Here is a 25,567-nt window from a genome sequence, read left to right as displayed (position 1 = left end):
TGGGAGCGGCTGGGCGCGGGTGGTGCCGGTCCCGCGCCGCGCTCGTCGTCGTGTGCGCTGCCGTGGTGAGCCCGCGACTTATCGGTGCGAGTCAATGAACTTCTGCAGCTGCTCGCCGGCGTCGTCTGGCTTGATCGATCCGGCGGTGACGGCGTTCTGGATACGCCAGTACTCGGTCGTCACGTCGGTCGGGAAGTTCTGGTCGTTGTTGAGGAAGAAGCCCTTGGCGCTCTTGGTGAGCTCCGCGATCTGGATGTTCAACGGCTGCTGGGCGGTGGCGGGCTTCGTGTCCTTGTTGACGGGGATGGCCGCGAAGACGCCGAGGTTCTTGCTCTCCACTTCCGCCGACGACAGGTAGTCGAGGAACTTGGCGGCCTGGTCCGGGTGCTGACCGGCCTTGGCGAGGTACTGGCCCTCGGAGAAGCCGTACAACCGCCCGGTGCCGGTCGGCAGCGGGAAGACTCCGATGTTCTCGGGGTCGGCGCCGGCCTCGATGGCCTGCGGGGTGAACCAGTCCCCTTCGAGCGCCATGGCGGCCTTGCCCGAGGTGAACAGGGCGGCGGCCTGGGTCTGCGCCAGCCCGGCGAAGCCCTTGTTGAAGTAGTTGTCCGACCAGGTCTTCAGCTGTGCGAAGGACTCGTCGACGCAGGGCTCGCCGGCCCAGCTGGCCTTGCGGGTGTTGAGCTGGTCGCCCTTCTCGGCGCCGCAGTTGGTCTCGATGAAGGTGTCGAGCAGGCGCATCACGTGCCAGTTGTCCTTGCCGCCCATCGCGATGGGGGTCAGGCCGGCCGACTTCAGCTTCTGCGCGGCCGCCGTCCATTCGCCGTAGGTGGTCGGGGGTGCGGTGACGCCGGCTTTGGCGAACTGGTCCTTGTGGTAGTAGACGACCTCGGTGCGTTGGGTCCACGGAACGCCGTGGTAGCCGCCGTACTGCTTGTACGCCTTCAGCGTCGACTCGTTGAAGCGTTCGGTCCACTTGTACTGCTCGTAGTACTTCGTGAGGTCGAGGCTGACGCCGGCGTCGACCATCTCGCCACCGAGGCCCGGCCCCGCCCAGTTGTAGTAGATGTCCGGTCCGGAACTGCTCCCGGCCGTGGTGCGCAGAGCGTCCTTGTGCGCGTCGACTCCGCGGAACTGCACGTTGATCTTGATCGTCGGATTGGCCCGCTGGAAGTCCGCGATGATCGACTTGAGGGTCGCGGTTCCGGTGTCGGAGGTCTGCGTGACGATCCACCAGTCCAGCGTGACGTCGCCGCCCGCGGCGGCATCGTCGTCACCGCCGATGGCCTTGCCGGTGCACCCCGTGAGGGCTAGCAGGGCGGTCAGAGCCACTGCGGCCAGCGTCCGTATTCTCATCGATCCTCCAGCGGCGTTATTTATTCATGGGCGACTAGAGATACGGTAAGCGGGTGTGAGAAGTGTGTCAATCCTGTTTCGCGTCAGCATGAATGCCCTCTCGACGCGCCGTCGCCGACAGGGTCGGCCCACGGTCGAGCAGGGGCAACGTGGGTGGCGGTACCGCCGCCGATACGGACGGGCGGTCGCGAGGTCAGGACCGGGGGCGCTGACCCGTCAGGCCCGGACGGGCCGTCCCCTACCGGGGCTCGGGCGCTGCCAGACGGCGCGCCACCTGCAGGTCCGTGACGAGGACGTTCACCCATCCGCCGCGCAGCGCCGCCCGGATGGCGGTGTACTTTCGCGCGCCTCCGGCGACGCCGACCCGACGTGGCACCTGGCGCAGCGCGTCCGCTGAGATACCCAGTACGCGCTGGTCGAGCCCGGATGCGACCGGAGCGCCGCTCTCATCGAAGAACCGCAGGCACACGTCGCCGACCGCCCCCGCCCTCGACAGTGCCGGCAGTTCGGTCTCGGCGAAGGCGTTGCCGCTCTCCCGTAGCAGCGGCGACGGGTCGATGCTGCCGATACCGACCAGGGCCATGGTGAGTTGCTCGCACGCCTGGAGTACCGGTCCGATGTTCGGATCGGTCAGGAACATCTCCCGCATGTCCCCGGAAGCCAGTACGCCCGGCGCCGGCAGGAACACGGCGGCGGCGCCGGTCAGCCGGGCCAGCCCGCCGGTGATCCGGGTGGCCTGCGTCTGCGCCGTCAGATTGCCGAGGCCGCCGAGCATCTGCACGACCTGATCGGCGACCGGGGTGGGCCGCGGGTGCATCGCATCGACCGTCGCGAGCAGCGCGGAGCTCCACGAGGACACGCCGATGCGTTCCTTGCCCATCAGCGTCGTCTCCAGGTAGATCGCGGCCGCGGAGCCGAGGGCGCGCTGGATCTGCAGCTCGTCCGCCTGCTCGTCGGTGTCGGCGATGACGACCTCGCTGATGCCGTACGCCTGCTCGATCTGCTCCTCGAGCTCGGCGTGTACGCCGCGTGGGCTCACGACGGTGGTGCGGACGATGCCGAGATCCGCGGCGCGTCGCAGCAGCCGCGACACCCTCGGTTGGGAGATGTGCAGCTGCTCGGCGATCTGGGGCTGTCGCATCCCCCGCTCGTGGTACATGCGGGCGACCTTGGTCAACAGGCGGATCTGATCCGGCGGGACGTCTCCCACGGCCGCGCTGGCGACCGTCACCGACCGTTCCGCCATTCCCACTCCTTCGCGCCTCTGCTCCGCCGTCTGCGCGTCGGAACCGGCAACGACGCGCGCCCCAGAATACCCATTCAGGGGCGACGCTTCGTGCGGGCCGACCCGGGTGCCCGGCCGGTTACCGGACGGCACCGGTCCCGTTCCTGCTGGACCGTACCCGGGGCATGCGACCCGGAGACGGTCCAGCAGGAACGCTTTCAGGAGCCCGCGAGCGCGAAGTCGCGCACCTCTGCGGCGTTCGCGGCGTTGACCAGCACGCAGTCCACCGACTGCTTCTCCGGCTGACTCGTCGTGCCGGTCCTGATGTACGCGTCGGCCTGTTCGACGGCCATCTGCGCGATCTGGCTGGCGGGTTGCAGCACGGTGGCCTTGATCCCGTCCTTGAGGATGGAACTCACGACGTCCGGGCTGCCGTCGAAGCCCGTGACGATGATGTCCTTGCGATTCGACGCCTGGACAGCCGCGTACGCGCCCAGTGCCATGGTGTCGTTGCCGGCGATGATGCCCTTGATGTTCGGGTGCGCCTGCAGGATGGTCTGGGTCTTGGTCAGTGCCTCTGCCTGATCCCAGTTGGCGCTCTGCTGCGCGACCATCTTCATGTCGGCGTACTGGTCGAGGACGCCGTGGTAGCCCTGGGAGCGGACTCCCGCGTTGGTGTCGGTCGCCTTGCCGGTCAGTTCCGCGTATTCGCCCTTGCCGCCCATCAGCCTGGCGAACTCCTGGGCGCCCAGCCCGGCGCCCTGGGCGTTGTTGGAAACGATCTGGGCGACCGCGACGCCGGTCTTGTTGATCTCCCGGTCGATGAGGAACGTGGGGATGCCGGCGTCCTTCGCGCGCTGGATCGCCGTCACCGAGGAGTCGGCGCCGGCGTTGTCGAGGATGATCGCCGCGGCCCTGCGGGAGATCGCGGTGTCGATCTCCTGGCTCTGCTTGGTCGGATCGTCGTCGTGACTGAGCACCAGCGTCTCGTAGCCGAGCTTCTCGGCGTGGGTGGCGGCCGCGTCCTGCTCCGCCTTGAAGAAGACGTTGTCCGGCGACGGAGTGATGATCACCATCAGCTTGGCGGCGCCCACGGGTGCCGACGCGGCCGGGCCGTCAGCGGCGGTGTCGCCACCGCACGCGGCGAGGACCAGCATCGCCGCCGTGCCGACGGGCAGCAGAAGCCGGCGGATCAGGGACGTTCTGTTCATGAGGATGCCTCTCGGTAGGTGGGGCGCTGTCGGCGCGCGAGGGAGGAGGGGAAACGTCAGGCAGTCCGGTCGGTGAGTCCGGCCTGCAGCCGCTGCTGTGCCTGCTCGGCGATGACGGCGAAGATGATCACCGCGCCTTTCACCACCGACTGCCAGAACGTGGAGACGCCGACGAGGACGAGCCCGTCGCTGAGGAACCCGATGACGAAGGCGCCCATCACGGTGCCGACGATGGTTCCGCGTCCACCGCTGAGCGCTGTTCCGCCCAGCACCGCCGCCGCGATCGCGTTGAGCTCGTACGTGGTCGCCGTGTCGGGATAGGCGGCACCCAGCTCGGAGGTGAGCAGCAGGCCGGCCAGGGCGGCGCACGACCCGGAGATGACGTACACGGCGACCTTGATGCGGCGTACCCGGATGCCGGAGAGCACCGCCGCGCGCTCGTTGCCCCCGACCGCGTAGACGCGCCTGCCGAAGGGGGTCCTGGTGGTGACGACGACCGCCGCGGCGGCGACGAGCACCATGATCCATACGGCGACCGGTATGCCGAGGAAGCTGTCCACGCCGATGACTCGGAAGCCCTGGTTGCCCCGCTGCGGTGTACCCGCCAGGTCGGGGAAGGTGCCGCCGTCACTCAACAGTTGCGCCGCGCCCCGGGCGACGTACAGCATGCCGAGCGTGGCGATGAACGGCGCCACCGAGAATCGCGTGACCAGCAACCCGTTGAGGGCGCCCGTCAGGGCTCCCACGACGATGCCGAGCACGACGACGACGGCCACCGAGAAGAAGACGGTGCCACCGGGCACATGCAGGCCGGTGAACAACAGACCGCCCGCCACCATGCTGGACAGGCCGGCGATGGAACCCACGGACAGGTCTATGCCACCGGTCAGGATCACGAAGGTGACGCCGATGGCCAGGATGGCGTTGATGGCCACGTGCTTGGTCATCAGGATGAGGTTGCTCTGCGTCAGGTACTCCGACGAGGCCGCGCTGAAGAACAGCACGAGCACGACGAGGACGACGAGTGTCCGCCCGCGGAGCAGGAGCAACGCGGTCCGGGCCAGGGGCCGGCTCCGGGGGGCCCGCCCGCGCTGTGTCGGCGCGGGCGCCTTGCTCGCGACGTCGGTGCTGGTCATCGCTGTGTCTCCCGGGCGCTGTCGGATGCGGAAGCGGTGATGAGTGCTGCTTCGGTGACGGTGTCGGCCGTGAGTTCCGCGGTGATGCGCCCGCGGGCCATGACGAGCACCCGGTCCGCCATCGCGATCACCTCGGCGAGTTCCGACGAGGTGAAGAGCACGCCGAACCCGGCAGTGGTGAGTTCGGACATCAGAGCGGCGATCTGGGACTTCGCCCCGACGTCTATGCCGCGGGTGGGTTCGTCGAGCAACAGCACCGTCGGCTCGGTGAGCAGTGCGCGGGCCAGCACCACCTTCTGTTGGTTGCCGCCGCTCAACGACGTGACCGGGGTGGTGAGGGCGGGAGTCTTGATCGCCAGCTCGGAGATCTTTCCGGTGGCGACGGACCGTTCCGATGCCCGACGCAGCAGACCCGCGCGTGACAGGCGGTCGAAAATGGACAGCAGGATGTTGTCCCGGACGGACATGGTCTGGATGAGCCCGTCGCGCTGGCGGTCCTCGGGCACCAACGCGAGGCCGGCGGCCAGGCGGCCGCGCACTGTCGGGTCGGCCGCGGGCCTGCCGCGGACGACGACGTGCCCCTGAACGGCGGGGCGCAGGCCCATCAGGCACTCGACGAGTTCCGTTCGGCCGGCGCCCATCAGGCCGTAGATGCCGACGACCTCGCCGGCGCGGACCTGGAACGAGACGTCGTGCACCACCGGCCCTGACGCGCCGCGGGTGGACAGGTTGCGGACGTCGAGCAGGACGTCGCCCGGATCGGAGCTGTTGTGGGGAAACAGCAGCTCGGGATCGCGTCCGACCATCTGGCGTACGATCCACTCCGTGTCCGTGTTCGTCATGGGCTCGTGGGCCACCAGACGTCCGTCGCGCAGCACGGTCACGTAGTCGCCGATGCGGCGGAACTCGTCGAGCTTGTGTGAGATGTAGATGACGGTCACGTCGTGGTCGCGGAGGTCCGCCATGACGTCGAAGAGGACGTCGACCTCGTGGTTCGACAGCGCCGACGTGGGCTCGTCCATGATGAGGATGCGTGCGTCCTCGAGCAGCGCCCGGCCGATCTCGACGAGTTGTCGCTGTCCGATCGGCAGTTCCTCGACGGCCGTGGACGGGTCCACGTCCAGGCCGAGCCGCCGCAGGACCTCGCGGGTCCGGCGACGCTGGCCGGCTCGGTCGACGAAGTGACGTGCCCGGCGCAGTTCGCGCCCGGCGAACATGTTCTCGGTGATGGACAGGTTGGGAAACAGGGCGAGTTCCTGATGGATGATGCCGATGCCGGCCGCGATCGCGTCCCGGGGGCCGGCCAGCCTCACCGGCCGGCCGTCCAGCACGACGTCGCCGCTCGTCGGCTGTTCCGCGCCGGACAGGATCTTCATCAGGGTCGACTTGCCGGCGCCGTTCTCGCCGACCAGGACGTTGACCTTGCCCCGGTACGCGCTGAAGGCGACATCGCGCAGCGCCTGGACGCCGCCGTAGGACTTGCTGATGCGACGCCCCTGCAGAGCTGTCGCCGGGCTGGTCACGAGCCGACCCGCAGCTCGGTCGGCACGACGGTGATCTGGTCCGGCACCAGGTCGCTGTAGGCGCCGTAGAAGGTCAGCGTCTTGCCGAGCAGGTCCTCGGCGTCGACCGTGGCCGCCACGTCGGCCCGTACCTTGGCGTTGATCTGGTTCGCGACCTCGGCGTAGGCGATCTGGTTGGTGAAGTCGCCGAAGGCGATGAAGCCGACAGCGTCCCGCAGGGCGGTTCCGGCGATCACCGGGCCGGTCACCACGGTCACGGTCACCGGCTTGCCGCCGGGGGCGGGCACCTCGACGGTCACGGGACCGGTCGCCGCCGTCGGATCCGCCTTCGTAACCGTGCCGGTGCCCTTGACGAGGTAGGCGTACGGGCTTCCGGTGCCGGACTGGTGCCCGAACCGCGCACCCGCAGCGGCAGGATCGTCGGCGACGGCGGCCGAGACGGTGACGACATCGACGGCCTGGTCATGCACCGTGGGGACGATCCGGGAGGACCAGATGCCCTCGACGTAGACCTTCGGGTCGAACGTTGCCGTGGCCCCGGACTGCCGGTCACGCGACGTCTCGTAGACGTAGACGCCCGGAACGTCGGTGCAGCTTGACAGCGAGACGGCGACGAGCAGGAGAACGAGCGCCCAGGGCGGCCGTTGGTGACCCTTCACTCGAATATCCATTCAGTCACGACTGAACATGCAAGACATGCCATACTGTGAACGCCGGATAACAGGCTTGTCAACAGTCGGCGTGGCGTTCCGGGTGGCCCGGCGTGCAGCGCGCCGGAGTGCGTCCGACCGCGACGGTCTGCCTGCTCGCAGCCGGTAGCAGGCCGGTGTCACGTCGTCAGACCACCATGGAGCCGCCCTTGGACGTCATCGCCGGCACAGCGGCAACTGCCTCGATGCGTCGGGGAAGCCGCCGGGCCGGCCCAGCTCCCGCAACCACACACACCGCCACCGACCTGCAGTCCACGTGGCGGCATACCGCGACCTTCGGACTACGGATGCCGCCGCGCACGCCGCACGAACCCCCACCGCTCGCCCCGCACCCCCGGAGAAACCATGCCTCTCATCACCCGCCTGTCGCATCGGATGGTGGCGGTCCTCACCGCCATCGTGCTGGCGGTGACCGCCGGTATCCTCGCCGTGGCGTCGGCCGGCACCGCCGCCGCAGCGCCGGCCACCGTGTTCCCGCTCAAGGTCGGCCCCACCGCGCGCTACCTCGTCGACGCCAACAACAACCCCTACTACCTCGCCGCCGACACCGGCTGGTTCATGCTCGAGAACGCCACCGCTGCGGAGTTCGACCTCTACCTCGACAACCGCAGGGCCAAGGGCTTCACCGCCGTCATGGTGATGGCGCCGCACCACTGGACCGAGCGCAACCGCGCCGGGCACCTGCCGTTCACCTCCGCCGGCAACCTCTCCACCCCGAACGAAGCGTGGTGGGCACACATGGACGCCTTCGTGGACAAGGCCGCCGCCCGCGGCCTGGCGGTCAACATGGGCCTGGTCTGGCTGGGCTACCGGAACGAGGAGTGGGGCGCCGGGCAGCTCGCCAGCAACAGCATCTCCGCCGCCACCGGCTTCGGGCAGTTCATCGCCCGGCGCTACGCCACCGGCACCCGCACGAACGTCATATTCCAGATGGGTGGCGACGCCAACCCGGACGCCACCACCCGGGACCGGATCAACGCGATCGCGAACGGCATCCGCAGCGTCAACGCGACGGTCCCGATAACGGCGCACACCGCCCCGGGTGGTGAAGGCCGGGTCGTCTACAGCAGCAACGCACCATGGCTGAACCTCAGCACCGTCTACACGTACTACCCGGAGAAGGGCAGCGGCTCCCGGTACGTCTACGCCGTGTCGAAGGACGCCTACCTGCGCAGCCCCGCCATGCCGTTCGTGATGATCGAGAGCGGCTACGAGGGAGACGGCGCGTCGCCGGCGTACGTGCGGGCCGAGCAGTACTGGCCCACGCTCAGCGGCGCCGCCGGGTTCGCCTACGGCAACCGTGACATCTGGCCCGTGAACGACTCCGTGTTCGCCCGCAGCGGTCAGACCTGGCAGAACCATCTCAACGACCGGGGAGCTGTCAGCGCCGGCCACGCCGCGAGGGTGATGATCGACAGGCCCTGGTGGAACCTCGTCCCCGACTTCACCCACACGACCGTCACGGCAGGGTTCGGCACCTTCAACAACGGCACCAGCATCGGGGGCGCCGATTACGTGACCGCGGCGCGCACCGCCGACGGCACCCTCGTGATGGCCTACATCCCATCGACCGGCACCAGCGCCCGCTCCCTGACGGTCAACATGGCCAGGCTGAGCACCAGCTCGGTGTCGGCGAAGTGGTTCAACCCGGCGAACGGCACCTACGCCACCATCGGAACGTTCGCGAACTCCGGCTCACGGGTCTTCACCAGCCCCGGCGACAACGGCCAGGGCATGAACGACTGGCTGCTGATCCTGGAGTCCGGATCGGCTCCGACCCTGCCCGGTGCGCCCACGGGGGTGACCGGTGTCGCCGGCAACGCACAGGTGTCGGTGAGCTGGACGGCACCGTCGTCCAACGGTGGCTCGGCGATCACCGGCTACCGGGTGACCGGCACCCCCGCCGGGACCTGCACGACGACCGGCGCGACCAGTTGCACGGTGACCGGGCTGACCAACGGCACGGCGTACACGTTCCGGGTCACGGCGACCAACGCGGTCGGCACGGGGCCCGCGTCGGCCGCCTCGGCGGCGGTGACTCCGACCGCCAGCAGCACCACGTACTCCACGCTCACCTCCCGTCGGAGCCTCAAGCGCGTGGAGGTCCTCAGCGGGACGAACACCGTCGCGCAGAACGCCCCGACCACCGGCCTCAACCAGCAGTGGGAGGTCCGCCCGACCGGCGCCAGCGGCTTCTTCAACCTGGTCAACCGCGCAACCGGTCAGTGCGCCACCGTCACCGGTGCGTCAGTGAGCAACGGCGCCACCATCACGCAGTCCGCGTGTGGCGCCGCGACGAATCAGCAATGGTCGCTGACCGATGTGGGCGGCGGCTACCTGCACATCATCGCCCGGCACAGCGGCAAGTGCCTCGATGTGCCGGGAGCGTCGCTGGAGAACGGCATCGGCCTCATCCAGTACACCTGCAGCACCACAGGTGCCACCAACCAGCAGTGGCAGCGCGCCACCGCCTGACGTGACGTACGAGCGCCGGCGCCCTCCCGACCGGGGCAGGGCGCCGGCGCACCGCCAGAACGGATCAGCGTGCACGGCAGGGTCGCCTGGCACTGCTTCGGCGGTAGCCGGGTCCACCCTCACCCGACGCCAGCGCCACCCGCGCCGCCGGATCGTCCTCCATCACCCGCCGCCACAACGGGCTCGGGCCAGTGCCGACCCGGTGAGTAGCGCTGCCCGATGGGCCTGCGGACGGCGCGTGTGGGTCTGTCGGAGGCCGGGCCTAGCATGCATGGCGCAACGCGATGGTGGCTCTCCACCACGCCGGAGGTTCCACTTGGCGTACCGGCGTGCAGCCCAGCCCACGGAGGTGATCGACATGTCAGCCAGGCGTTAGTCCCGCGCACCGTGTGCGGGCGGCCGGAAGGCGGTCGTCACGTGTCCCGTACCGACGTTCACCGACCCGAGCGGGTTCAGCAGCGCGACCCGCAGATCCGTCGGTGGTTCACCGACATCCACGACCACGGCTGTGGCCCCTGCGACCTTGACGATTTCCTCGCCTCGCCCGATTGGGGCCGCACTCGCTGCTACCGGCAGCCGTCGGCCCAGGCTCCGAACCTCTGCGGCTGTCAGCTCTGCACCTTCCAGTCGCACCGCAGGCTCGGCCGCCGGCAGGAGCGCGTCGCCTGGCGTGCGATCCGTCGGCAGTTGCTCGCCGAGCACCGCGGCGGCGAGCGCGACCTCGACGTGCCCCCGATCCGCGGAAAGGCCTGGTAGCAGAGGAATACGCGGGTCGCGGGCGCGACCGTGGTGGCCGGGCACCAGGACCCACCGGGCTGCCTACTGCGGAAAGGTGTCTGAGGTGGGCGATAGCGTCAGCGCCATGAGCGTGCTCGACCGCCGTGCGCTGAACCGGGCACTCCTGGCCCGCCAGCTCCTGCTGCGTCGGCACGGCATGCCGGTCGCCGACGCGCTTGAGCACCTGGTGGGGTTGCAGGCGCAGGAGCCGCTGGAGCCGTACGTCGGGTTGTGGAGCCGGCTGGCCGGCTTCCAGCCGCGGGCGCTGGCCGAGCTGCTGCTGGACCGCCGGGCGGTCCGTACGCTGCTGATGCGCCGCACCCTGCACCTGGTGACCGCGCGCGACTGCCTCGCGCTGCGGCCGGTGCATCAAGCGATGCTGGTCTCACGCATGTGGTCGACGCTGCGCCGGGTGCTGCCCGGGGTCGACCTCGACGAGCTGGCGAGGTCGGGCCGGCCGCTGTTCGAGGAGCGGCCGCGCATGCTGGCCGAGGCGGCCCGCGCGATCGCCGACCGCTGGCCGGGAGTGGAGCCGCGCTGGCTGGGTGACGCGCTCAGCACGCTCCTGCCGCTCGTGCAGGTGCCACCCCGCGGTGTCTGGGGCGAGCGCGGGGCCGCGTACAACACCACCGTCGAGGCGTGGCTGGGCCAGCCGCTGGAGCCGGAGTCGCCGGCCACCGTCGACGCGCTGGTCCTGCGCTACCTCGCCGCCTACGGCCCGGCGGCCAGCGCTGACATCCGGGCCTGGTCGGGGCTGAGCGGGCTGCGGGAGTCCGTCCAGCGGTTGCGACCGTCGTTGCGGACGTTCCGCGACGAGCGCGGCCGCGAGCTGCTCGATGTGCCCGACGGAGCGCTGCCCGACCCGGAGACCCCGGCGCCACCGCGCTTCCTGCCGGCGTTCGACAACGCGGTGCTCGGCTACGACGACCGCAGCCGGGTCATCGACACCGAGCATCGCGGGCTCAGCGTCACGGGTGCTCGGTTCCTGCTGGTCGACGGCCGGGTCTGCGGCACCTGGGCGGTCACCGTCGACGACGGCGCGGCGACGCTGCGGATCACGCCACTGCGGGTGCTCACGACGGGCGAACGCGATGCCGTCGTCGCCGAAGGCGAGAGTCTGCTGACCATGTTCCAGCCCGAGCCCGGAGGCGACCGCCGCGTCTCGATCATGGCCGCCTGACGCGTGTGTGGGCGGCGAGGCGGCGGGAGGCCGGCTCAGCTGATCAGCCGCAGCCGGTGGGTCGGAGGGTGGTTCGCCAGCAGCGGCAGCCCCGGTCCGCCCATCCACCCGAGCGGGGTCGACGGCGGAGCGGTCTTCCCGCCCCGCCGTGACCGGTTACGGCGGGGCCCAGGTCAGCGCCCGGCAGGCGGCGCCGTCAGTTCGGCGTGCCGCACCGTGTAGTCCCCGCGAGTCACCGTGGCGAACGCAGCCGGCGCCAGGCAGGTGCCCACTCGGGCCGGGCCCCACTGGCCCGCCTCGTTCTGGTCGGCGCTGGCCGACCAGGTGAAGCCGACCCGGTCGCGGCCCCGGCCGCCGTCCTGCACGCTGAAACCGACTCGCTTGCCGAGAAAGTCGCCGGCTTTCTCGTCGGCGCGGGTGACGATGGCGGTCAGGGTCGCATGGCCGGGGCTGGTGATCATGCAGTCGACCGCCGCTTCGAACCGCACGGTGATGTTGTCCGTGGCCAGCCAGTGCGCGACCCGCACCGTGCCGGTCGCGTCCGCAGGGGAACCCTGCTCCCCTCCGGGCAGCGGGATCGGACGGCTGTACGGCGCCGACCGGGCGTCGAAGGCGAACGAGCGCACGTCACCGTCGTGTCCGTACGGCAGAACGAATTCCGCCGATCCCTTCACCCGCGCCGGTCCGCGGTCCGCTGCCCCGGCCGAAGCCGCCGCCGGTGCCGCCGTGAATACCATCGCCGCAGCGATGCCCCATCCAACTGTTCTGCGCATGGTCGTCCTCCCGATCCGGCCGCGGTGCCGCAGCCCTGTGTGACCTCAACGGTCGGCGATACCGGAACGCAATCCATCCCTTCCGAGGGGGGAGACGCTCCCTCCCGTGCGGGAACCGGACCCTGCCGGGATGGCGACCGGCGACCGTGACCGGCCTGCCGCAGCACCCCGATGCGCCGCCCACCGCGTGATCGGGTTTCCCTCGGCCGCCGCCGCGGGTACCGCACGGTGGTGGGCACACACTTCGAGCCGTACGTCCAGCTGGTCGACGTCACCGACGATGCGGCGCTGATCGCCTGGGGCGGCTTCCAACTGGGGAAGCACAAGGGCGGATGGCGGGCGGAGCGGACCGGGGAGACGTTCGGCGTCCGTTCCGAGCCGCGCGGCCGGGCGGTGGTGGAAGTAATCGACGGCGACGGGGCGATCGTCGGCAGGGCCGTCACCGACGACGCCAACCACGCCTGGGTGGAGGGCCTGCGTCCCGCGACGACGTACCGGTACCGGGTGCTCGTCGACGGCGAGCCGTGGGGCGCGGGGGAGCGCTTCGACTGGGCGCCGGGGACGCTGGGCGCCGCATGGCGGCCGCTCGACCAGCGGCTACGGACCCACGCCGCGGCCTCGGAGCCGGACCCGGTGACCTTTCTCGCCGTCGGTGACTTCGGCGTCGGCATCGCCGCCGGTGCCGACGGGGTACGGCAGCTCGCCGTCGCCCGCACGATGCAGCGGTTGGCAGACGCGATGGATGTCCGGTTCGTCGTCGGTCTCGGCGACTCGATCTACCACGGGCCGGGCGGCCCGCAGGACGCCACCGGCGCCTTCGACGAGGACTGGTGGCTCACCTTCTTCCAGCCGTACCGGTACCTGTGGGACCACCTCCCGTTCTACCCGACCGCCGGCAACCACGACAGCTCGGACACCGAGGCCAGCGACGACCGGGAGCAGTTGGAGGACAACCTCTACCTGCGCAGCCGGTTCGGGCCGCGGGAGGAGTCCGGGCGGGCGTCGATCGACCCCGGGCTGTTCTACCGGCTGCGGGTCGGCGCGCTCCTGGAACTGGTCTGCGTCGACACCACCTGGGGAGCCACGCGGGGCCTGCACTGGTTCGACGAGCCCGGGCAGCGCGGGTGGCTGGAGCGGACCCTCGCCAGCAGAGAGACGGTGTGGCAGGTGCCGTTCTCGCACCACCCTGCCTACTGCGCCGGACCCCACCACGAGTCCATGCCGGAGCAGTTGGAACGGCTGGTGCCGCTCTACCGGCGCAGCGGCGTCCGGCTGTCCCTGCACGGCCACGAGCACAACTTCCAGCACGGGCAGGTCGACGAGCTGCAGTACGTGGTGTCCGGCGCGGGCGGGAAGCTGGACGAGGGGACGCCGACCCGTCTCGCCGAGGCCGGGACACTGTCCTGGGCCGCCGTGCCGCACTGCCTGCTCGTGCAGGTGACGCCGGACCGGCTGGTCGTCATCCCGTACGGGCCGACGCCGCCGGGAGCCGCACCGGTCCCCGTCGCCCGGCGGCGGATCGACGGGACGGTGACCGACGAGCCGATCGTCATCCCCCTGCGTTGACCGCTTCCCGTCCGCGTCCGGACGGCCAGGTACTGTCTCGGCCGGCTCCTCTGAGTACGCGTACCGAGGCCCCCGGTGGTCCGGGCGGGGAGACTGTCCGAAGCGACGAGGGAGGCGACAGGTCATGGGTCGACGAACGGTGGCCGTACTGACGGTGGCGGGCGTGGCGGGAATCGTCCTTGCGGGCGGCTGCGCGTTCCGCGAGTCGATCTGCTCCTCGGGCGAGTATCCGGTGGCCGCCGTGCGGAGCACCACCGGCCGGGCCTGCGTCGAGGACGGCCAGGCACCGCCCGCCGGCTTCGTGCGGTTCCCCGAGGGCAAGGTTCCGCAGCACGTCGGCGACGAGTGGGACCGGTACTGGGCCGAGCACATGGTGGACGAGAACGGCCGCGAGGTCAGCGGCTGAACGCCGCCCCGACGACGTTCCTCCGCCACGGCGCGCGGCGACTTCCTGGTGGCGGCATAGCAGGACGTTTTCCGGGGTAGCTGAGCCCCGATCCCGGTCAGAGGGCCGACGTCAGGGTGACCAGGATGCCGGGGTGATCGGTGCTCCCGCCCATGTCGATCGACCTGCTCGACTGGACGGTGAGGTCGGTGGTGGCGGTGACCTGCTGCACGGCGCCGTCGTCCGCACGGGGGTGGTCGGGCGGCAGGCAGGACCGTACGTCGGGTGAGCCGCCCTGTCGGAGATTGAAGTCGCCGCCCAGGACGAGGGGTCGGCCGGGCTCGGTCGACCGAACGGTCGGCATGATGGTGTCGAACAGGTGGCGGCACTGGCCGAGCGCCGCCGTCGTGTCGAACGCCGCCAGGTGGGTGGTGCAGGCGTGGAGGCCGGTGACCGAGACGCAGAGCCAGGCCCGTTCCTCCGGGTCCGCGAGGTCCTGCGTCGGGTGGATGCCGGCATGCACCACGTGCCCTCCACGTGGTGTGACCACCAGCAGTCCGATGCCGTACGGCTGCCCGTTGCGGCACCGGGTCGGGCCGCCGCTCGGCCGGTCCCCGGCGGCCTGGAAGGCCGACACGACGGTGCCGCCGTCGCGGACGTCGGCCAGCGCGCGCTTCAGGGGCGCCACGTCGTCCTGGCAGATCTCGTTCAGGGTGACCACGTCCGGTTCCTCGGCGCGCAGCACCTCGACGGCCCGGGTTGCCGACCGACCCGTGTAGCAGCCGGCCCGGCCGCTGTTGCACAGGTTCAGCTGGAGCACCCGCAGCGACGTCGACCCTTCGGTGCCCGCCGTCGTCGACCCCGCCGGCACCGCGACGGCGGCGGTCAGGAGCAGGACGGCCGCCGCTCGTCGCAGACCGCGGTACGGAGACTTCACCATGCACCCGCCTCGGGATGGGCTGGCGCGAAGCGTATCGCGTCCGGGGCGCGGCAACCCACGCGTGGCTCCTGCGAGCGGCGGGCGCCGCGATACCGTCAGTTCTCACCGCACCGAGGCCGCGATGAGAAGGAGCACGGCAGATGACGGACCCGGGCGTACGGGAGGCCGCCGACCTGCTTCGGCAGGCCCGCCGGGCGGTGGTCTTCACCGGGGCCGGAATGTCGGCCGAAAGTGGTGTGCCGACCTTCCGCGACGCCCTCACCGGCCTGTGGCAGCGGTTCGACGCGCAGGCGCTCGCCACGCCGGAGGCGTTCCACGACGACCCCGCCCTCGTGTGGGGCTGGTACGAGTGGCGGCGCACCGCCGTCGCGCGGGCACTACCGAACGCGGGGCACGTGGCCGTGGCCGCGATCGAGGCCCGCGTCCCGCACACCGTCGTCGTCACGCAGAACGTCGACGACCTGCACGAGCGGGCCGGGTCGGTCGACCCGTTGCACCTGCACGGCAGCCTGTTCGCGCCGCGCTGCTCCGCCTGTGCCCGCCCCGCGCCCGTGTCGGACCCGGTGGTGGACGAGCCCGCGGACGGCCGGCGTGTGGCGCCGCCGTCCTGCGGGCACTGTTCGGCGCCGATCCGGCCCGGTGTGGTGTGGTTCGGCGAGGCGCTGCCGGGGGAGACGCTGGAGACGGCCGTCGAGGCGGCGGCCTCCTGCGACGTCCTGCTGACCGTCGGCACCTCCGGCCTGGTGTACCCGGCCGCCGAGATCCCGCAGGTGGCCGCGCGGTTCGGCGCCGCGGTGATCCAGGTCAACCCGCAGCGCACACCGTTGGACGCGGTGGCCGCCGTCAACCTGCGCGGTCGGGCGGCCGAGGTCCTGCCCGCGCTCGTCCGGGCGGCGTGGGAGACCGGCCGGGCCTGAGGTCAACGCTTGGCCGCCGAACCCTTCGCCTGCTCGACCGGATAGCGCGTGGCCGCCTCGTCCAGTTTGGTCAGCGCCGCGTCGACCAGGTCGATGCCGAGGACGTCGGCGAGGCGGGTCAGGTAGATCATGACGTCGCCGATCTCGGCCCGGACGCGGGCGCCGGCGTCCGGGTCCGCCATGACCCGACCTGCCTGCTCGGGCGTGAGCCACTGGAACTCGGCCAGCAGTTCGCCGACCTCACCGGCCAGGGCCATCGCGAGGTTCTTCGGCGTGTGGAACTGCTGCCAGTCCCGCTCCTCGGCGAACGCCCGCACGGCGGCGGTGAGGTGGTCGCTCGTCACGCAGGCAGTGTGCCAGACTCCGACGGCGGCCTCAGGGAACGACGATGGTGCGGGCGCCCTCCCCATGGGCCATCCGCGCGAACGCCGCCGGCGCACCGTCCAGGGAGGTGCGGTCGGTGACCAGCGGGCCGAGGTCGAGACTGCCGTCGAGGACCGCCCGGGCCAGCTCGGGCAGGTCACGGTCCGGGTCCGACGAGCCGTAGACCGACGAGCGCAGCGTCCGGGCCGAGTGGAAGATCTCCAGCGCGCTGAGCGGGACAACGTCGTCCCTGGCCCCCATGCCCACCACGGTCACCTGCCCACCGCGCCGGGCCGCCCGCCAGGCGGTACGGATGGTGCTGCCCCGCCCCACGCACTCGAAGGCGTGGTCCACGCCCCGGCCGTCGGTGCGCTCCCGGACCGCGCGGCTGATGGTGTCGTCGGCGACCAGGAAGTCGGTGGCGCCGACCGCGAGAGCCAGCTCCGCCTTCGCCGGTGCCACGTCCACGGCCAACACCGGGGCGGCGCCGGCCGCGCGGGCCGCACCCACCACGGACAACCCCACCCCGCCCAGGCCGATCACCGCGACCGACTCGCCCGGGGCGACCCGCGCGGTACGCCGGACCGCGCCGACGCCGGTGAGCACGGCACAACCGAGCAGCGCCGCCGCCTCGAAGGGCAGCTCGGCGGGGACTTCGATCACCGCCTCCTCGCCCACGACCACCTGCTCGGCGAGGGCGCCGAGGCCGAGCGTGACGTGCAGTGGTTCGCCCGCCGCCGTGCGGCCCCGCGCGGCGGCGGGCGAACCGAGGCGTGCGCAGAGCCACGGCTCGCCGTGCCCGCAGAACCAGCAGCTCCGGCACGGCGGCGCCCAGTTCAGCACCACGTGCGCTCCGGCAGCCACCCGGGTCACGTCCGGGCCGACCTCGACGACGACGCCAGCCGCCTCGTGGCCGAGCGCCAGCGGGTACGGCGCGGCGAGGGTGCCATCCACCATGGACAGGTCGGAGTGGCAGACCCCGGCGGCCCGGATGGCGACGCGGACCTCGCCGGGACCGGTGGCGGGCAGCTCGATCTCCTCGACGCCCAACGGGGCGCCGACACCCCGTGCGAGCAGCGCCCTCATCGCTGGATCGCCTTGGTCTGGAGGAACTCGTCCAGCCCGTACCGGCCCAGCTCCCGGCCGAAGCCGGACTGCTTGTAGCCACCGAACGGGGCGAGCGGGTTGAACGGCGCGCCGTTGACGTCCACCGCGCCGGTCCGCATCCGCCGGGCCACCCGCACCGCCCGCTCCTCGTCGGCCGACCAGACCGCGCCGGCCAGCCCGTACCGGGAGTTGTTGGCGACCGTCACGGCGTGGTCGTCGTCGTCCACCGGGATCACCGCGAGCACCGGACCGAACACCTCCTCCTGGGCCAGCGCACTGTCCGGGTCGACGTCGGCGATCACGGTGGGCGCGACGAACCACCCGCGGTCGGGCACCGGGGCGTCGGGCCCGCCGGCCACCAGCCGGCCGCCGTCGGCCAGCCCCCGGGCGACGTGCCCGAGGACCCGCTCCCGCTGGGTGGCCGAGACCAGCGGACCCATCCGGGTGTCCGGGTCGAACGGGTCGCCGAGCCGGTACGCCTGCGCGGCCTTGGCGGCCAGCGTCAGCGCCTCGTCGTAGCGGGACCGGTGCACCAGCATCCGGGTCCACGCGGTACAGGTCTGGCCCGAGTTGAGGAAGGCGTTGCCGACACCCACCTTGACCGCGGCGACCAGGTCGGCGTCGTCGAGGACCACGTTGGCGGACTTGCCGCCGAGTTCGAGTGCGACCCGGGCGATCCGGTCCGCCGCCAGGTGCGAGATGCGCCGGCCGGTCGCGGTGGAACCGGTGAAGGAGACCAGGTCCACGTCGGGGTGCGCGGCGATGGCCTCGCCGACCACCGGACCGGTGCCGGTGACGAGGTTGACCACGCCCGGCGGGAACCCGGCCTCGTCGATCGCGTCGAACAGCAGGTACGACACCAGCGGGGTCAGCTCGCTCGGCTTGAGCACCACCGTGCACCCGGCGGCGAGCGCCGGGGCGAGCTTCGCCATCACCTGCTGCAGGGGGTAGTTCCAGGGGGTGATCGCACCGACCACGCCGACGGGCTCCCGGACCACCAGCGAGTTGCCGACGGTCTCCTCGGCCGGTGGCCCGGCGGCCAGGTCCACGTAGCTGCGCAGCACGGTCAGCGGCAGGCCGGCCTGCACCCGGGTGGCGAGCTTCAACGGGGCGCCCAGCTCCAGGGCGATGGTGCGGCCGATCTCGTCGGCCCGGGCGGTGAGCGCGGCGTGCAGCCGGTCCAGGTGTGCGGCGCGCTCGGCCGGCGCGGTCGCGGCCCACCCGTCGAAGGCGGCCCGCGCGGCGGCCACCGCCCGGTCGACGTCGGCCGGGGTACCGGCGGGTACGGTCGCGACGACCTCCTCGGTCGCCGGATTGTGCACCGGCAGTGTCGCCCCGTCGGACGTGGCGACCCAGCGGCCGTCGAGGTAGAGGTCGGTCCGTGCGAGATCCATCGCGTTCCTCACGTCGGTCGCCGCAAACTAGCAGTGCAAGTACGGACCCTGGTACGCAGACGTGGCCGTCGGCAGGGGCGGGAGCGGCCCGACGTGCTGCTCGTAGGTGCGGGAGAGCCCGTCGATGAGCGCGTCGAGGCCCAGCGCGAAGGCCCCCTCGTCCACCTGGTGCTGGTGCTCGGCGAGCCGGTGTGCCTGGGTGAGGTGCGGATACTGCTCGGCGTAGAGCCCGGGGTCCTCGACGAAGCCGCGGGCGAAGGAGCCCAGCGCGGAACCGGCCACGAAGTACCGCATGAGCGCGCCGATGTGGGTGGCCCGCGCCGGTGGCCAGCCGGCCTCGACCAGTCCTCCGTAGACCGCGTCGGCCATGGCCAGCGCCGCCGGCCGACGTCCGGGGCCCCGGGCCAGGTACGGCACGATGTGCGGGTGCGCCGCCAGCGCCGCGCGGTAGGAGTGCCCCCACCGGCGCAGCGCCTCCCGCCAGTCGACGTGGCCGAAGAACGACACGTCCACCCGTGCGGTGACGCTGTCGGCGACCGCGTCGAGGATCTCGTCCTTGGTGGCGAAGTGGTTGTACAGCGACGGTCCGCGGACGCCCAGCTCGGCGGCGAGCCGCCGGGTGGAGAAACCCGCGAGGCCCTGGGCGTCGATGAGCGCGGCGGCGGCCTCGACGATCCGCTGCCGGCTGAGCAGCGCCTGCCGCGGTCGGGGCATCGCGTCCTCCTCCCGCGCTCGGGGTCGTGACTGGCCGGTGCGGAAACTCTGCCACCGGGGGTCTGGACGGTATCAAACTTACGCCGCTAGTTTATGGGCCATCGATCCGTGCCAGTCAGATTCCGCAGCTCCTTCCGACCCCCGGAGGAACACATGGACTTCGCGTTGTCCGACGAGCAGCGGGCCATCCGTGACACGGCCCGTGACTTCATCGCCCGGGAGGTGATGCCGCTGGAGCAGGAGCTGCTGCGGCGGGAACGGGCGCACCGACCCGGCCTGGAGCGCGGCGAGCTGCGCGACCTTCAGCTCAAGGCCCGGACGTTCGGCTTCTGGGGCCTCGCCACGCCCGAGGAGTACGGCGGCATGGACCTGCCGGCGATCACGCAGTCGCTGATCTGGACCGAGCTCGGCCGCTCGTACGTGCCGTTCCGCTTCGGCGGGGAGGCCGACAACATCCTGTTCAAGGCCAACGAGGAGCAGAAGCGGGAGTTCCTGCTGCCCACCATCGAGGGCGAGCGGCTGAGCTGCTTCGCGATCACCGAGCCGGGCGCCGGGTCGGACGCGGCCAACATCAGGCTCAGTGCCCGCCGCGACGGCGGCGACTGGGTGCTCAACGGGGAGAAGACCTTCATCACCGGCGGGCACGACGCCGACTTCGCCATCGTCATCGCGGTGACCGACCAGGAGTTGGGTGCCCGCCGGGGTGGCGCCACCGCGTTCCTGGTGGACCGGGCGATGGGCTGGCGGTCGGAGTTCATCCAGACGATGGGGGAGGGCGGCCCGGCCGCGCTCGTCTTCGACGACGTGCGGGTGCCCGAGCGCAACATCCTCGGCGAGATCGGGCAGGGCTTCGCCCTCGGCATGGAGTGGATCGGCAAGGGCCGCTACACCATTCCCTCGCACGCGATCGGCATCGCCGAGCGGGCCCTGCGGATGGCGATCGACCAGGCCAACACCCGCGAGACGTTCGGCCGGCCGATCGGCGAGAACCAGGCGATCCAGTGGATGATCGCCGACTCGGAGACCGAGCTGGAGGCGGCCCGCTGGCTGGTGCTGCGGGCCGCGTGGACGGTGGACCAGGGCATGGATCCCCGGCACGCCTCCTCGATGTGCAAGCTCTACGCCGCCGGGATGGTCAACCGGGTGGTGGACCGGGTGCTCCAGATCCACGGCGGCATGGGCTACACCCGGGAGTTGCCCATCGAACGCTGGTACCGGCAGGTCCGCCTCTACCGGATCTTCGAGGGCACCGACGAGATGCAGCGGCTGATCATCTCGCGCGACCTGCTGCGTGGCTACACGAAGATCGGAGGACACCTGGCATGAAGACCTTCCTCTCCATCGACGACCTGGCCGCCTCGGTGGGCGAGACCGTCGGTCCGGGCCCCTGGCTCCGGATCGACCAGGCCCGGGTCGACCTGTTCGCCGACGCCACCGACGACCACCAGTGGATCCACGTCGACCCGGAGCGGGCCGCGATGGGCCCGTTCGGCGGCACCGTCGCGCACGGCTACCTCACCCTCTCCCTGCTGCCGTCGCTGGTCGGCGGGCTGTACCGGGTCGAGGGAGTCGGCATGGGCGTCAACTACGGCCTCAACCGGGTACGGTTCCCGGCTCCCGTCCGGGTCGGCAGCGCCGTGCGGGCCAGCGCCACGATCGGCGAGGTGTCCCCGGTGGACGGCGGTGTCCAGGTGGTCACCGCGGTGACCGTGGAGAGCGACGCGGGCGGCAAGCCGGTCTGTGTGGCGGAGGCGGTCAGCCGCCTCTACCGGGGCGCCGCCCGCTGACCGTCACCGTCGGCCCGATGGCGGCGGCACCGCCCGTCGGCGATGCAGGATGGGTACGTGGACAGCGAGCCGGTCGACGTGGCACCCGAGCAGGCGTTCGGGTGGGCGGTCCTGCGCCAGCGCTGGGAGGCGCTGACCTTCCTGCACTGGGCGGTCGCGCCGGAGGTAGTCGCGCCGCTGCTGCCCGCCGGCACCCGCCCGGACACCCTCGACGGGGTCACCCACGTCGGCCTGATCGGCTTCCGGATGATCGGGTTGGGCCTCGGACGTGGGCCGGGGGTGCCGTACTTCGGCACGTTCTGGGAGACCAACGTCCGGCTCTACTCGGTCGACGGCACGGGCCGCCGCGCGGTGGTGTTCCGGTCGCTGGACGCGTCCCGGCTGGTTCCGGTGCTGGTCGCCCGGGTGACGCTGGGGCTGCCGTACATGTGGTCGGCGATGGGTCTGGACCGCGACGGTGACCGGTACACCTACCGGTGCCGGCGTCGCTGGCCGGGGCCGGTGGGTGCGACGAGCCGGATGGTGGTCCGGGTGGGCGCGCCGATCGCCGAGCCGACCCCGCTGGAGCACTTCGTCACGGCCCGCTGGGGGCTGCACACCCGGGCGTACGGGCGCACGCTGCACCTGCCGAACTGGCATCCCCGCTGGCCCCTGCACCGGGCCGAGCTGCTGCACCTGGACGACGAGCTGATCGCCGCGGCCGGCCTGCCGGCACCGGTCGGACCACCGGCCAGCGTGCTCTTCTCGCCCGGGGTGCCGGTCCGGTTCGGCCCACCGGTCACGCTGCGCCGGCCCGCCTCCGCTACCGGCGCCGCCCCTCGGCGTCGAGAAGCTCGTTGAGCGCCACGGCGGTGGTGATGAGGGACAGGTGGCTGAACGCCTGCGGGAAGTTGCCGATCTGCTCACCGGTGAGGGCGATCTCCTCGGCGTACAGGCGTAGGTGGCTGCTGAAGGTGAACATCTTCTCGAACGTGAGGCGGGCGTCCTCCAGCCGTCCGGAGCAGGCGAGCGCGGCCACGTACCAGAAGGTGCACATGTTGAAGGTGCCCTCGTCGCCGGGGAGCCCGTCGGGCGCGGCGGAGGGCTTGTACCGGTGGACCAGGCTGTCCGACACCAGGTCCTGGTCGATGGCGCGCAGGGTGGACTGCCACATCGGGTCGGTGGGGGTCACGAAGCCGACCGACGGCATGATGAGCAGCGAGGCGTCCAGGACGTCGCTGTCGTAGCTCTGCACGAAGGTACGGCGGCCCCGGTGGTAGCCCCGCTGCATGATCTGGTTGTAGATGGCGTCGCGATGCCGCAGCCACTGGGGGAGGTCGCCGGGGCGCCCGTGGCGGTTGGACAGGCGGATGGCCCGGTCCAACGCCACCCACGACATCAGCCGCCCGTAGGTGTAGTCGCGCGGGTGGCTGCGGCTCTCCCAGATGCCCGCGTCCGGCTGGTCCCAGTTCTCGCAGACCCAGTCGACCATCCGTACGGTGCTGCGCCACACCTGGTGCGACGCGCGGATGCCCTGTTCGTCCGCGAGGTGCATCGCGTCCAGGGCCTCGCCGTGGATGTCGAGCTGGAGCTGATCGGCCGCGCCGTTGCCGATCCGCACCGGGCCCGACCCGCGGTACCCCTCGAAGTGGTCGAGGACCTCCTCCTCCAGGTCCGACGATCCGTCCACCCGGTACATGATCTTCAGGGGTATGGCATTGTCGCCGGCTTCCCGGATGCGTTGGTCGAGCCAGTTCATGTACCGGCTCACCTCGTCGGTGAAGCCGAGCCCCAGCAGCGCGCGCACCGAGAAGGACGTGTCCCGGATCCACGTGTAGCGGTAGTCCCAGTTGCGGGTGCCCCCGATCTCCTCCGGCAGCGCGGCGGTCGGCGCGGCGATCATGGCGCCGGTGGGCGCGTACGTCATCAGCTTCAGCGTGATCGCGGACCGCTCCACCATCTCCCGCCAGCGGCCCGTGTACCGCGACCGGTCGAGCCAGTGCCGCCAGTAGTCGCGGGTCTGCTCGAACATCACCTCGACCTCGTCGACCGGGATGACGCGCGGTCCACGCGCGGCGGCCGACTCCAACACCGCGCCGCCGGTGTCCCCCTCCTGGAGCGTGACGAAGCCGACGAGGTCTCCGGCGGCGTCGCCGCCCTCCCGTTCCCGCAGCATCCGCCGGACCTTGCCGACCGGGTTCAGCGTCAACTCCCACGAGGGGTTGCGGAAGACGTACCCCTCGTACCGGACCTCCAGGTCGTGGCGCTGGCGGCCGTAGTCGAACCGGGGGCGGCACTCGACCTTGAAGCGCATGCTGCCCCGGATCATCCGCACCATCCGCACCAGTCGGTGCCGGTCGGTCGGCCGTTCACCGGTGACGGGCATGAAGTCGGTGATCTCCGCGACGCCGTCGGCGCTGATGAAGCGGGTGATCAGGATGGGGGTGTCGGGCAGGTAGAGCTGTTTGCTGACGTAGCGCACGCCGTCCGGGGCGATCCCGAAGTAACCGCCGCGCTCGGAGTCCAGCAGCGCGCCGAAGACGCTGGGCGAGTCGAAGCGCGGCACGCAGAACCAGTCGACGGTGCCGTTGCGGGTGATCAGCGCGGCGGTCTGGAGGTCACCGATGAGGCCGTGGTCCTCGATCGGTGCGTACCCCCGCATGCCGGCCTCCCCGCTCACCCACGACCCTCAGATCGCAACGTAGACACGAGGAGCCGTCGTCGGGGCGCGGACGCCCGCACACCACCCACCCGGGTACGGGCGCCGACTTCCGTCGCTCATCGACAGAAGTACCCGCGCGTACGACCGGAAGTATCGACGTGACCCACGAAAGGCGGCTAGGCTGCCCCTCGTCGCTCATCGACAGGAGGTGATGCGGGTGTCGCGTCGCACCGGCAAGCCGTCGTACCTGCTCAACGCCCCGGCCGGTCGCGGACCCGGCCGGTCGCGCTTGGTCGTCGTCGCCGTCGCGGTCGGTCTTGCGGTGGCCCTGCTCGGCGGGGTGAGCGGCTGGAGCCTCGCGCGACCGGACGGTACCGAGGCCGCGATCGCCGACCTCCGCGCGGCCGAGGCCCGCCGGGACGCCGAGCAGATCACCGAGCTCACCGCCACGGCCCGCCGTGTCCGCGACGAGATCGCCCCGATCCTCACCGCTATCGCCACCGGAGCGGCGGACGCCGCGAGGGTCCGCGAGTGGCAGCAGGCCGTGCGCCGCGCGACCGAGCCGTTCGCCAACCCGCCGTCGGGCACCACCGCGACCAACGTCGCCCGGGGCGGGCTGCGCAGCGCCGTGGACCAGGCGTCCCTCGCCGTCGACACCTACGCCGTCGCCGTCGGCGCCCCCGCAGCCCAGCGCGCGGCGCTGACCGACCTGGCGAAACGCCAGGCCGAGGGCGCCGCGACCGTCTGGGCGGTCGCGGCCACGCAACTCGACCAGATCAACATCGATGCGGGGTACGGCCACCAGCACGTCTTCCTCGGCACCGCCCCGGACGGGGCGGCCGAGGGCAGCGGCGGCTGACTCCAGGGGCGCCCGTCAGTCCGCGCGGTGCCGATCCCGATCCTGCGAGCGCTGGTGCCGCCGCAGCGCCCGCTCGTGGGCGCGGCCGAGCAGGCGGTCCACCTCGTCCCGGCTCCCGACGGCCGGGTTGAGCACGCACGCCCACGCGTACCCGCCGTACACCGGGTGGGGGACGACCCGGTCGAGGGCCGTGAAGTCGACCGACGCGCGGTGGCCGTCGAACTCGGCCGGCGGGTAGCCGAAGCGGCGGGTGAACTCCTCGCGCCCAAGCTCGATGCTGAGCCGGAAGACGCCGGGCCGGTCGAGCCGGGATTCCTCGTCGGAGCCCGCGTAGTCGTGCTCGACGATGGTGGCGAACGGCCGGCGGCGGTCCGGGCCGACGTAGAAGAAGCGGTCGCCCCAGGCCGCCGGAGGCGCCCCCGAGGCCTCGTCCGCTCGCAGCACCTCCACCTGCGGCAGGGCGAGGATGCGCGCGGCGATGTCGTCGGAAGACCATGCCGGGGGTACGGGTGAGGAAGCCATGGCCTT

Annotated in this window: 24 protein-coding genes; 10 read left to right on the top strand and 14 right to left on the bottom strand. The window is 71.6% G+C overall.

Features of this window, described 5'->3' with window-relative positions:
- Positions 1-78: 78 nt before the first annotated feature.
- The 6 genes from ACTMSW_RS12675 to ACTMSW_RS12650 form a co-directional block, all read right to left on the bottom strand.
- Entirely contained in the window at positions 79-1,356 is a 1,278-nt protein-coding gene (locus ACTMSW_RS12675) for an ABC transporter substrate-binding protein (RefSeq protein WP_441180772.1), read from the bottom strand.
- 238 nt (positions 1,357-1,594) lie between these two features.
- Positions 1,595-2,602, bottom strand: a complete 1,008-nt coding sequence (locus tag ACTMSW_RS12670) for a sugar-binding transcriptional regulator (protein ID WP_441180771.1) — start codon at positions 2,600-2,602, stop codon at positions 1,595-1,597.
- Between the two features lie 197 nt (positions 2,603-2,799).
- Positions 2,800-3,792 carry a D-ribose ABC transporter substrate-binding protein gene (locus tag ACTMSW_RS12665; protein ID WP_441180770.1) on the bottom strand — a complete coding sequence of 331 codons (993 nt, stop codon included), beginning with the start codon at positions 3,790-3,792 and terminating at the stop codon, positions 2,800-2,802.
- A 56-nt stretch (positions 3,793-3,848) separates the two neighbouring features.
- On the bottom strand, positions 3,849-4,928 hold the full coding sequence (locus ACTMSW_RS12660; RefSeq protein ID WP_441180769.1) for an ABC transporter permease: 1,080 nt from the start codon (positions 4,926-4,928) through the stop codon (positions 3,849-3,851).
- Positions 4,925-6,451, bottom strand: coding sequence for a sugar ABC transporter ATP-binding protein (locus ACTMSW_RS12655; RefSeq protein ID WP_441180768.1), 1,527 nt, complete (start codon positions 6,449-6,451; stop codon positions 4,925-4,927). Before ACTMSW_RS12655 ends, ACTMSW_RS12660 begins: the two co-directional genes overlap by 4 nt.
- The gene (locus ACTMSW_RS12650; protein ID WP_441180767.1) at positions 6,448-7,110 is read right to left on the bottom strand and encodes a DUF2291 domain-containing protein; all 663 of its coding nucleotides are present in this window, start codon (positions 7,108-7,110) and stop codon (positions 6,448-6,450) included. Before ACTMSW_RS12650 ends, ACTMSW_RS12655 begins: the two co-directional genes overlap by 4 nt.
- 396 nt (positions 7,111-7,506) lie before the next feature.
- On the opposite strand from ACTMSW_RS12650, the gene ACTMSW_RS12645 reads away from it, so the two are divergent.
- From ACTMSW_RS12645 to ACTMSW_RS12635, 3 genes are all read left to right on the top strand, one after another.
- Positions 7,507-9,636 (top strand): apiosidase-like domain-containing protein, encoded by a 2,130-nt coding sequence (locus ACTMSW_RS12645; protein WP_441180766.1) that lies wholly within the window; start codon positions 7,507-7,509, stop codon positions 9,634-9,636.
- 417 nt (positions 9,637-10,053) lie between these two features.
- Positions 10,054-10,392 (top strand): hypothetical protein, encoded by a 339-nt coding sequence (locus ACTMSW_RS12640; RefSeq protein WP_441180765.1) that lies wholly within the window; start codon positions 10,054-10,056, stop codon positions 10,390-10,392.
- Positions 10,393-10,498: 106 nt separating this feature from the next.
- A complete protein-coding gene (locus ACTMSW_RS12635; RefSeq protein WP_441180764.1) occupies positions 10,499-11,593 on the top strand; it encodes a winged helix DNA-binding domain-containing protein in 1,095 nt (364 codons plus the stop codon).
- Positions 11,594-11,766: 173 nt separating this feature from the next.
- Here ACTMSW_RS12635 and ACTMSW_RS12630 read toward each other — a convergent pair whose 3' ends face one another.
- Positions 11,767-12,219 carry a hypothetical protein gene (locus ACTMSW_RS12630; protein WP_441180762.1) on the bottom strand — a complete coding sequence of 151 codons (453 nt, stop codon included), beginning with the start codon at positions 12,217-12,219 and terminating at the stop codon, positions 11,767-11,769.
- Positions 12,220-12,597: 378 nt separating this feature from the next.
- Here ACTMSW_RS12630 and ACTMSW_RS12625 point away from each other — a divergent pair, with 378 nt between their 5' ends.
- Positions 12,598-13,932, top strand: a complete 1,335-nt coding sequence (locus tag ACTMSW_RS12625) for a metallophosphoesterase (RefSeq protein ID WP_441180761.1) — start codon at positions 12,598-12,600, stop codon at positions 13,930-13,932.
- Between the two features lie 124 nt (positions 13,933-14,056).
- On the top strand, positions 14,057-14,338 hold the full coding sequence (locus ACTMSW_RS12620; protein WP_441180760.1) for an SCO0607 family lipoprotein: 282 nt from the start codon (positions 14,057-14,059) through the stop codon (positions 14,336-14,338).
- A gap of 97 nt (positions 14,339-14,435) precedes the next feature.
- On the opposite strand, the gene ACTMSW_RS12615 is transcribed toward ACTMSW_RS12620, so the two are convergent.
- Positions 14,436-15,257: an endonuclease/exonuclease/phosphatase family protein gene (locus tag ACTMSW_RS12615; protein ID WP_441180759.1), complete on the bottom strand. Its 822-nt coding sequence runs from the start codon at positions 15,255-15,257 to the stop codon at positions 14,436-14,438.
- A gap of 140 nt (positions 15,258-15,397) precedes the next feature.
- On the opposite strand from ACTMSW_RS12615, the gene ACTMSW_RS12610 reads away from it, so the two are divergent.
- Positions 15,398-16,174, top strand: coding sequence for an SIR2 family NAD-dependent protein deacylase (locus ACTMSW_RS12610; protein WP_441180758.1), 777 nt, complete (start codon positions 15,398-15,400; stop codon positions 16,172-16,174).
- 2 nt (positions 16,175-16,176) lie between these two features.
- Here ACTMSW_RS12610 and ACTMSW_RS12605 read toward each other — a convergent pair whose 3' ends face one another.
- From ACTMSW_RS12605 to ACTMSW_RS12590, 4 genes are read right to left on the bottom strand one after another with little or no spacing between them, the layout of a single operon-like run.
- Positions 16,177-16,518, bottom strand: a complete 342-nt coding sequence (locus ACTMSW_RS12605) for a nucleotide pyrophosphohydrolase (protein ID WP_441180757.1) — start codon at positions 16,516-16,518, stop codon at positions 16,177-16,179.
- 31 nt (positions 16,519-16,549) lie between these two features.
- Positions 16,550-17,623, bottom strand: coding sequence for an alcohol dehydrogenase catalytic domain-containing protein (locus ACTMSW_RS12600; RefSeq protein ID WP_441180756.1), 1,074 nt, complete (start codon positions 17,621-17,623; stop codon positions 16,550-16,552).
- Positions 17,620-19,038 (bottom strand): aldehyde dehydrogenase family protein, encoded by a 1,419-nt coding sequence (locus ACTMSW_RS12595; RefSeq protein ID WP_441180755.1) that lies wholly within the window; start codon positions 19,036-19,038, stop codon positions 17,620-17,622. Before ACTMSW_RS12595 ends, ACTMSW_RS12600 begins: the two co-directional genes overlap by 4 nt.
- Positions 19,039-19,065: 27 nt before the next feature.
- Complete coding sequence (locus tag ACTMSW_RS12590; protein WP_441180754.1) at positions 19,066-19,752, bottom strand: TetR/AcrR family transcriptional regulator; 687 nt, start codon at positions 19,750-19,752, stop codon at positions 19,066-19,068.
- 153 nt (positions 19,753-19,905) lie between these two features.
- Here ACTMSW_RS12590 and ACTMSW_RS12585 point away from each other — a divergent pair, with 153 nt between their 5' ends.
- The 3 genes from ACTMSW_RS12585 to ACTMSW_RS12575 are packed head-to-tail and all read left to right on the top strand — an operon-like array spanning position 19,906 to position 22,379.
- Positions 19,906-21,078, top strand: coding sequence for an acyl-CoA dehydrogenase family protein (locus tag ACTMSW_RS12585; RefSeq protein WP_441180753.1), 1,173 nt, complete (start codon positions 19,906-19,908; stop codon positions 21,076-21,078).
- Entirely contained in the window at positions 21,075-21,539 is a 465-nt protein-coding gene (locus ACTMSW_RS12580) for a MaoC family dehydratase (protein WP_441180752.1), read from the top strand. Before ACTMSW_RS12585 ends, ACTMSW_RS12580 begins: the two co-directional genes overlap by 4 nt.
- A 57-nt stretch (positions 21,540-21,596) precedes the next feature.
- A complete protein-coding gene (locus ACTMSW_RS12575; RefSeq protein ID WP_441180751.1) occupies positions 21,597-22,379 on the top strand; it encodes a YqjF family protein in 783 nt (260 codons plus the stop codon).
- On the opposite strand, the gene ACTMSW_RS12570 is transcribed toward ACTMSW_RS12575, so the two are convergent.
- The gene (locus ACTMSW_RS12570; RefSeq protein ID WP_441180750.1) at positions 22,342-24,180 is read right to left on the bottom strand and encodes a glycoside hydrolase family 15 protein; all 1,839 of its coding nucleotides are present in this window, start codon (positions 24,178-24,180) and stop codon (positions 22,342-22,344) included. The genes ACTMSW_RS12575 and ACTMSW_RS12570 overlap by 38 nt on opposite strands.
- 217 nt (positions 24,181-24,397) lie before the next feature.
- On the opposite strand from ACTMSW_RS12570, the gene ACTMSW_RS12565 reads away from it, so the two are divergent.
- Positions 24,398-25,039 carry a hypothetical protein gene (locus tag ACTMSW_RS12565; protein ID WP_441180749.1) on the top strand — a complete coding sequence of 214 codons (642 nt, stop codon included), beginning with the start codon at positions 24,398-24,400 and terminating at the stop codon, positions 25,037-25,039.
- 15 nt (positions 25,040-25,054) lie between these two features.
- Here ACTMSW_RS12565 and ACTMSW_RS12560 read toward each other — a convergent pair whose 3' ends face one another.
- The gene (locus ACTMSW_RS12560; protein WP_441180748.1) at positions 25,055-25,561 is read right to left on the bottom strand and encodes a DUF6194 family protein; all 507 of its coding nucleotides are present in this window, start codon (positions 25,559-25,561) and stop codon (positions 25,055-25,057) included.
- Positions 25,562-25,567: the final 6 nt, after the last annotated feature.

This window comes from Micromonospora sp. BQ11 (assembly GCF_052068135.1).
In the GTDB taxonomy this organism is placed as follows: domain Bacteria; phylum Actinomycetota; class Actinomycetes; order Mycobacteriales; family Micromonosporaceae; genus Micromonospora.
This window is presented reverse-complemented; position numbering and strand designations above follow the sequence as displayed.

Excerpts from the sequence above, each read along its gene's own strand:
- ACTMSW_RS12675 (WP_441180772.1), bottom strand. The coding sequence starts at position 1,356 with ATGAGAATACGGACGCTGGCCGCAGTGGCTCTGACCGCCCTGCTAGCC.
- ACTMSW_RS12670 (WP_441180771.1), bottom strand. The coding sequence starts at position 2,602 with ATGGCGGAACGGTCGGTGACGGTCGCCAGCGCGGCCGTGGGAGACGTC.
- ACTMSW_RS12665 (WP_441180770.1), bottom strand. The coding sequence starts at position 3,792 with ATGAACAGAACGTCCCTGATCCGCCGGCTTCTGCTGCCCGTCGGCACG.
- ACTMSW_RS12660 (WP_441180769.1), bottom strand. The coding sequence starts at position 4,928 with ATGACCAGCACCGACGTCGCGAGCAAGGCGCCCGCGCCGACACAGCGC.
- ACTMSW_RS12645 (WP_441180766.1), top strand. The coding sequence starts at position 7,507 with ATGCCTCTCATCACCCGCCTGTCGCATCGGATGGTGGCGGTCCTCACC.
- ACTMSW_RS12635 (WP_441180764.1), top strand. The coding sequence starts at position 10,499 with ATGAGCGTGCTCGACCGCCGTGCGCTGAACCGGGCACTCCTGGCCCGC.
- ACTMSW_RS12620 (WP_441180760.1), top strand. The coding sequence starts at position 14,057 with ATGGGTCGACGAACGGTGGCCGTACTGACGGTGGCGGGCGTGGCGGGA.
- ACTMSW_RS12615 (WP_441180759.1), bottom strand. The coding sequence starts at position 15,257 with ATGGTGAAGTCTCCGTACCGCGGTCTGCGACGAGCGGCGGCCGTCCTG.
- ACTMSW_RS12610 (WP_441180758.1), top strand. The coding sequence starts at position 15,398 with ATGACGGACCCGGGCGTACGGGAGGCCGCCGACCTGCTTCGGCAGGCC.
- ACTMSW_RS12600 (WP_441180756.1), bottom strand. The coding sequence starts at position 17,623 with ATGAGGGCGCTGCTCGCACGGGGTGTCGGCGCCCCGTTGGGCGTCGAG.
- ACTMSW_RS12595 (WP_441180755.1), bottom strand. The coding sequence starts at position 19,038 with ATGGATCTCGCACGGACCGACCTCTACCTCGACGGCCGCTGGGTCGCC.
- ACTMSW_RS12590 (WP_441180754.1), bottom strand. The coding sequence starts at position 19,752 with ATGCCCCGACCGCGGCAGGCGCTGCTCAGCCGGCAGCGGATCGTCGAG.
- ACTMSW_RS12585 (WP_441180753.1), top strand. The coding sequence starts at position 19,906 with ATGGACTTCGCGTTGTCCGACGAGCAGCGGGCCATCCGTGACACGGCC.
- ACTMSW_RS12580 (WP_441180752.1), top strand. The coding sequence starts at position 21,075 with ATGAAGACCTTCCTCTCCATCGACGACCTGGCCGCCTCGGTGGGCGAG.
- ACTMSW_RS12570 (WP_441180750.1), bottom strand. The coding sequence starts at position 24,180 with ATGCGGGGGTACGCACCGATCGAGGACCACGGCCTCATCGGTGACCTC.
- ACTMSW_RS12560 (WP_441180748.1), bottom strand. The coding sequence starts at position 25,561 with ATGGCTTCCTCACCCGTACCCCCGGCATGGTCTTCCGACGACATCGCC.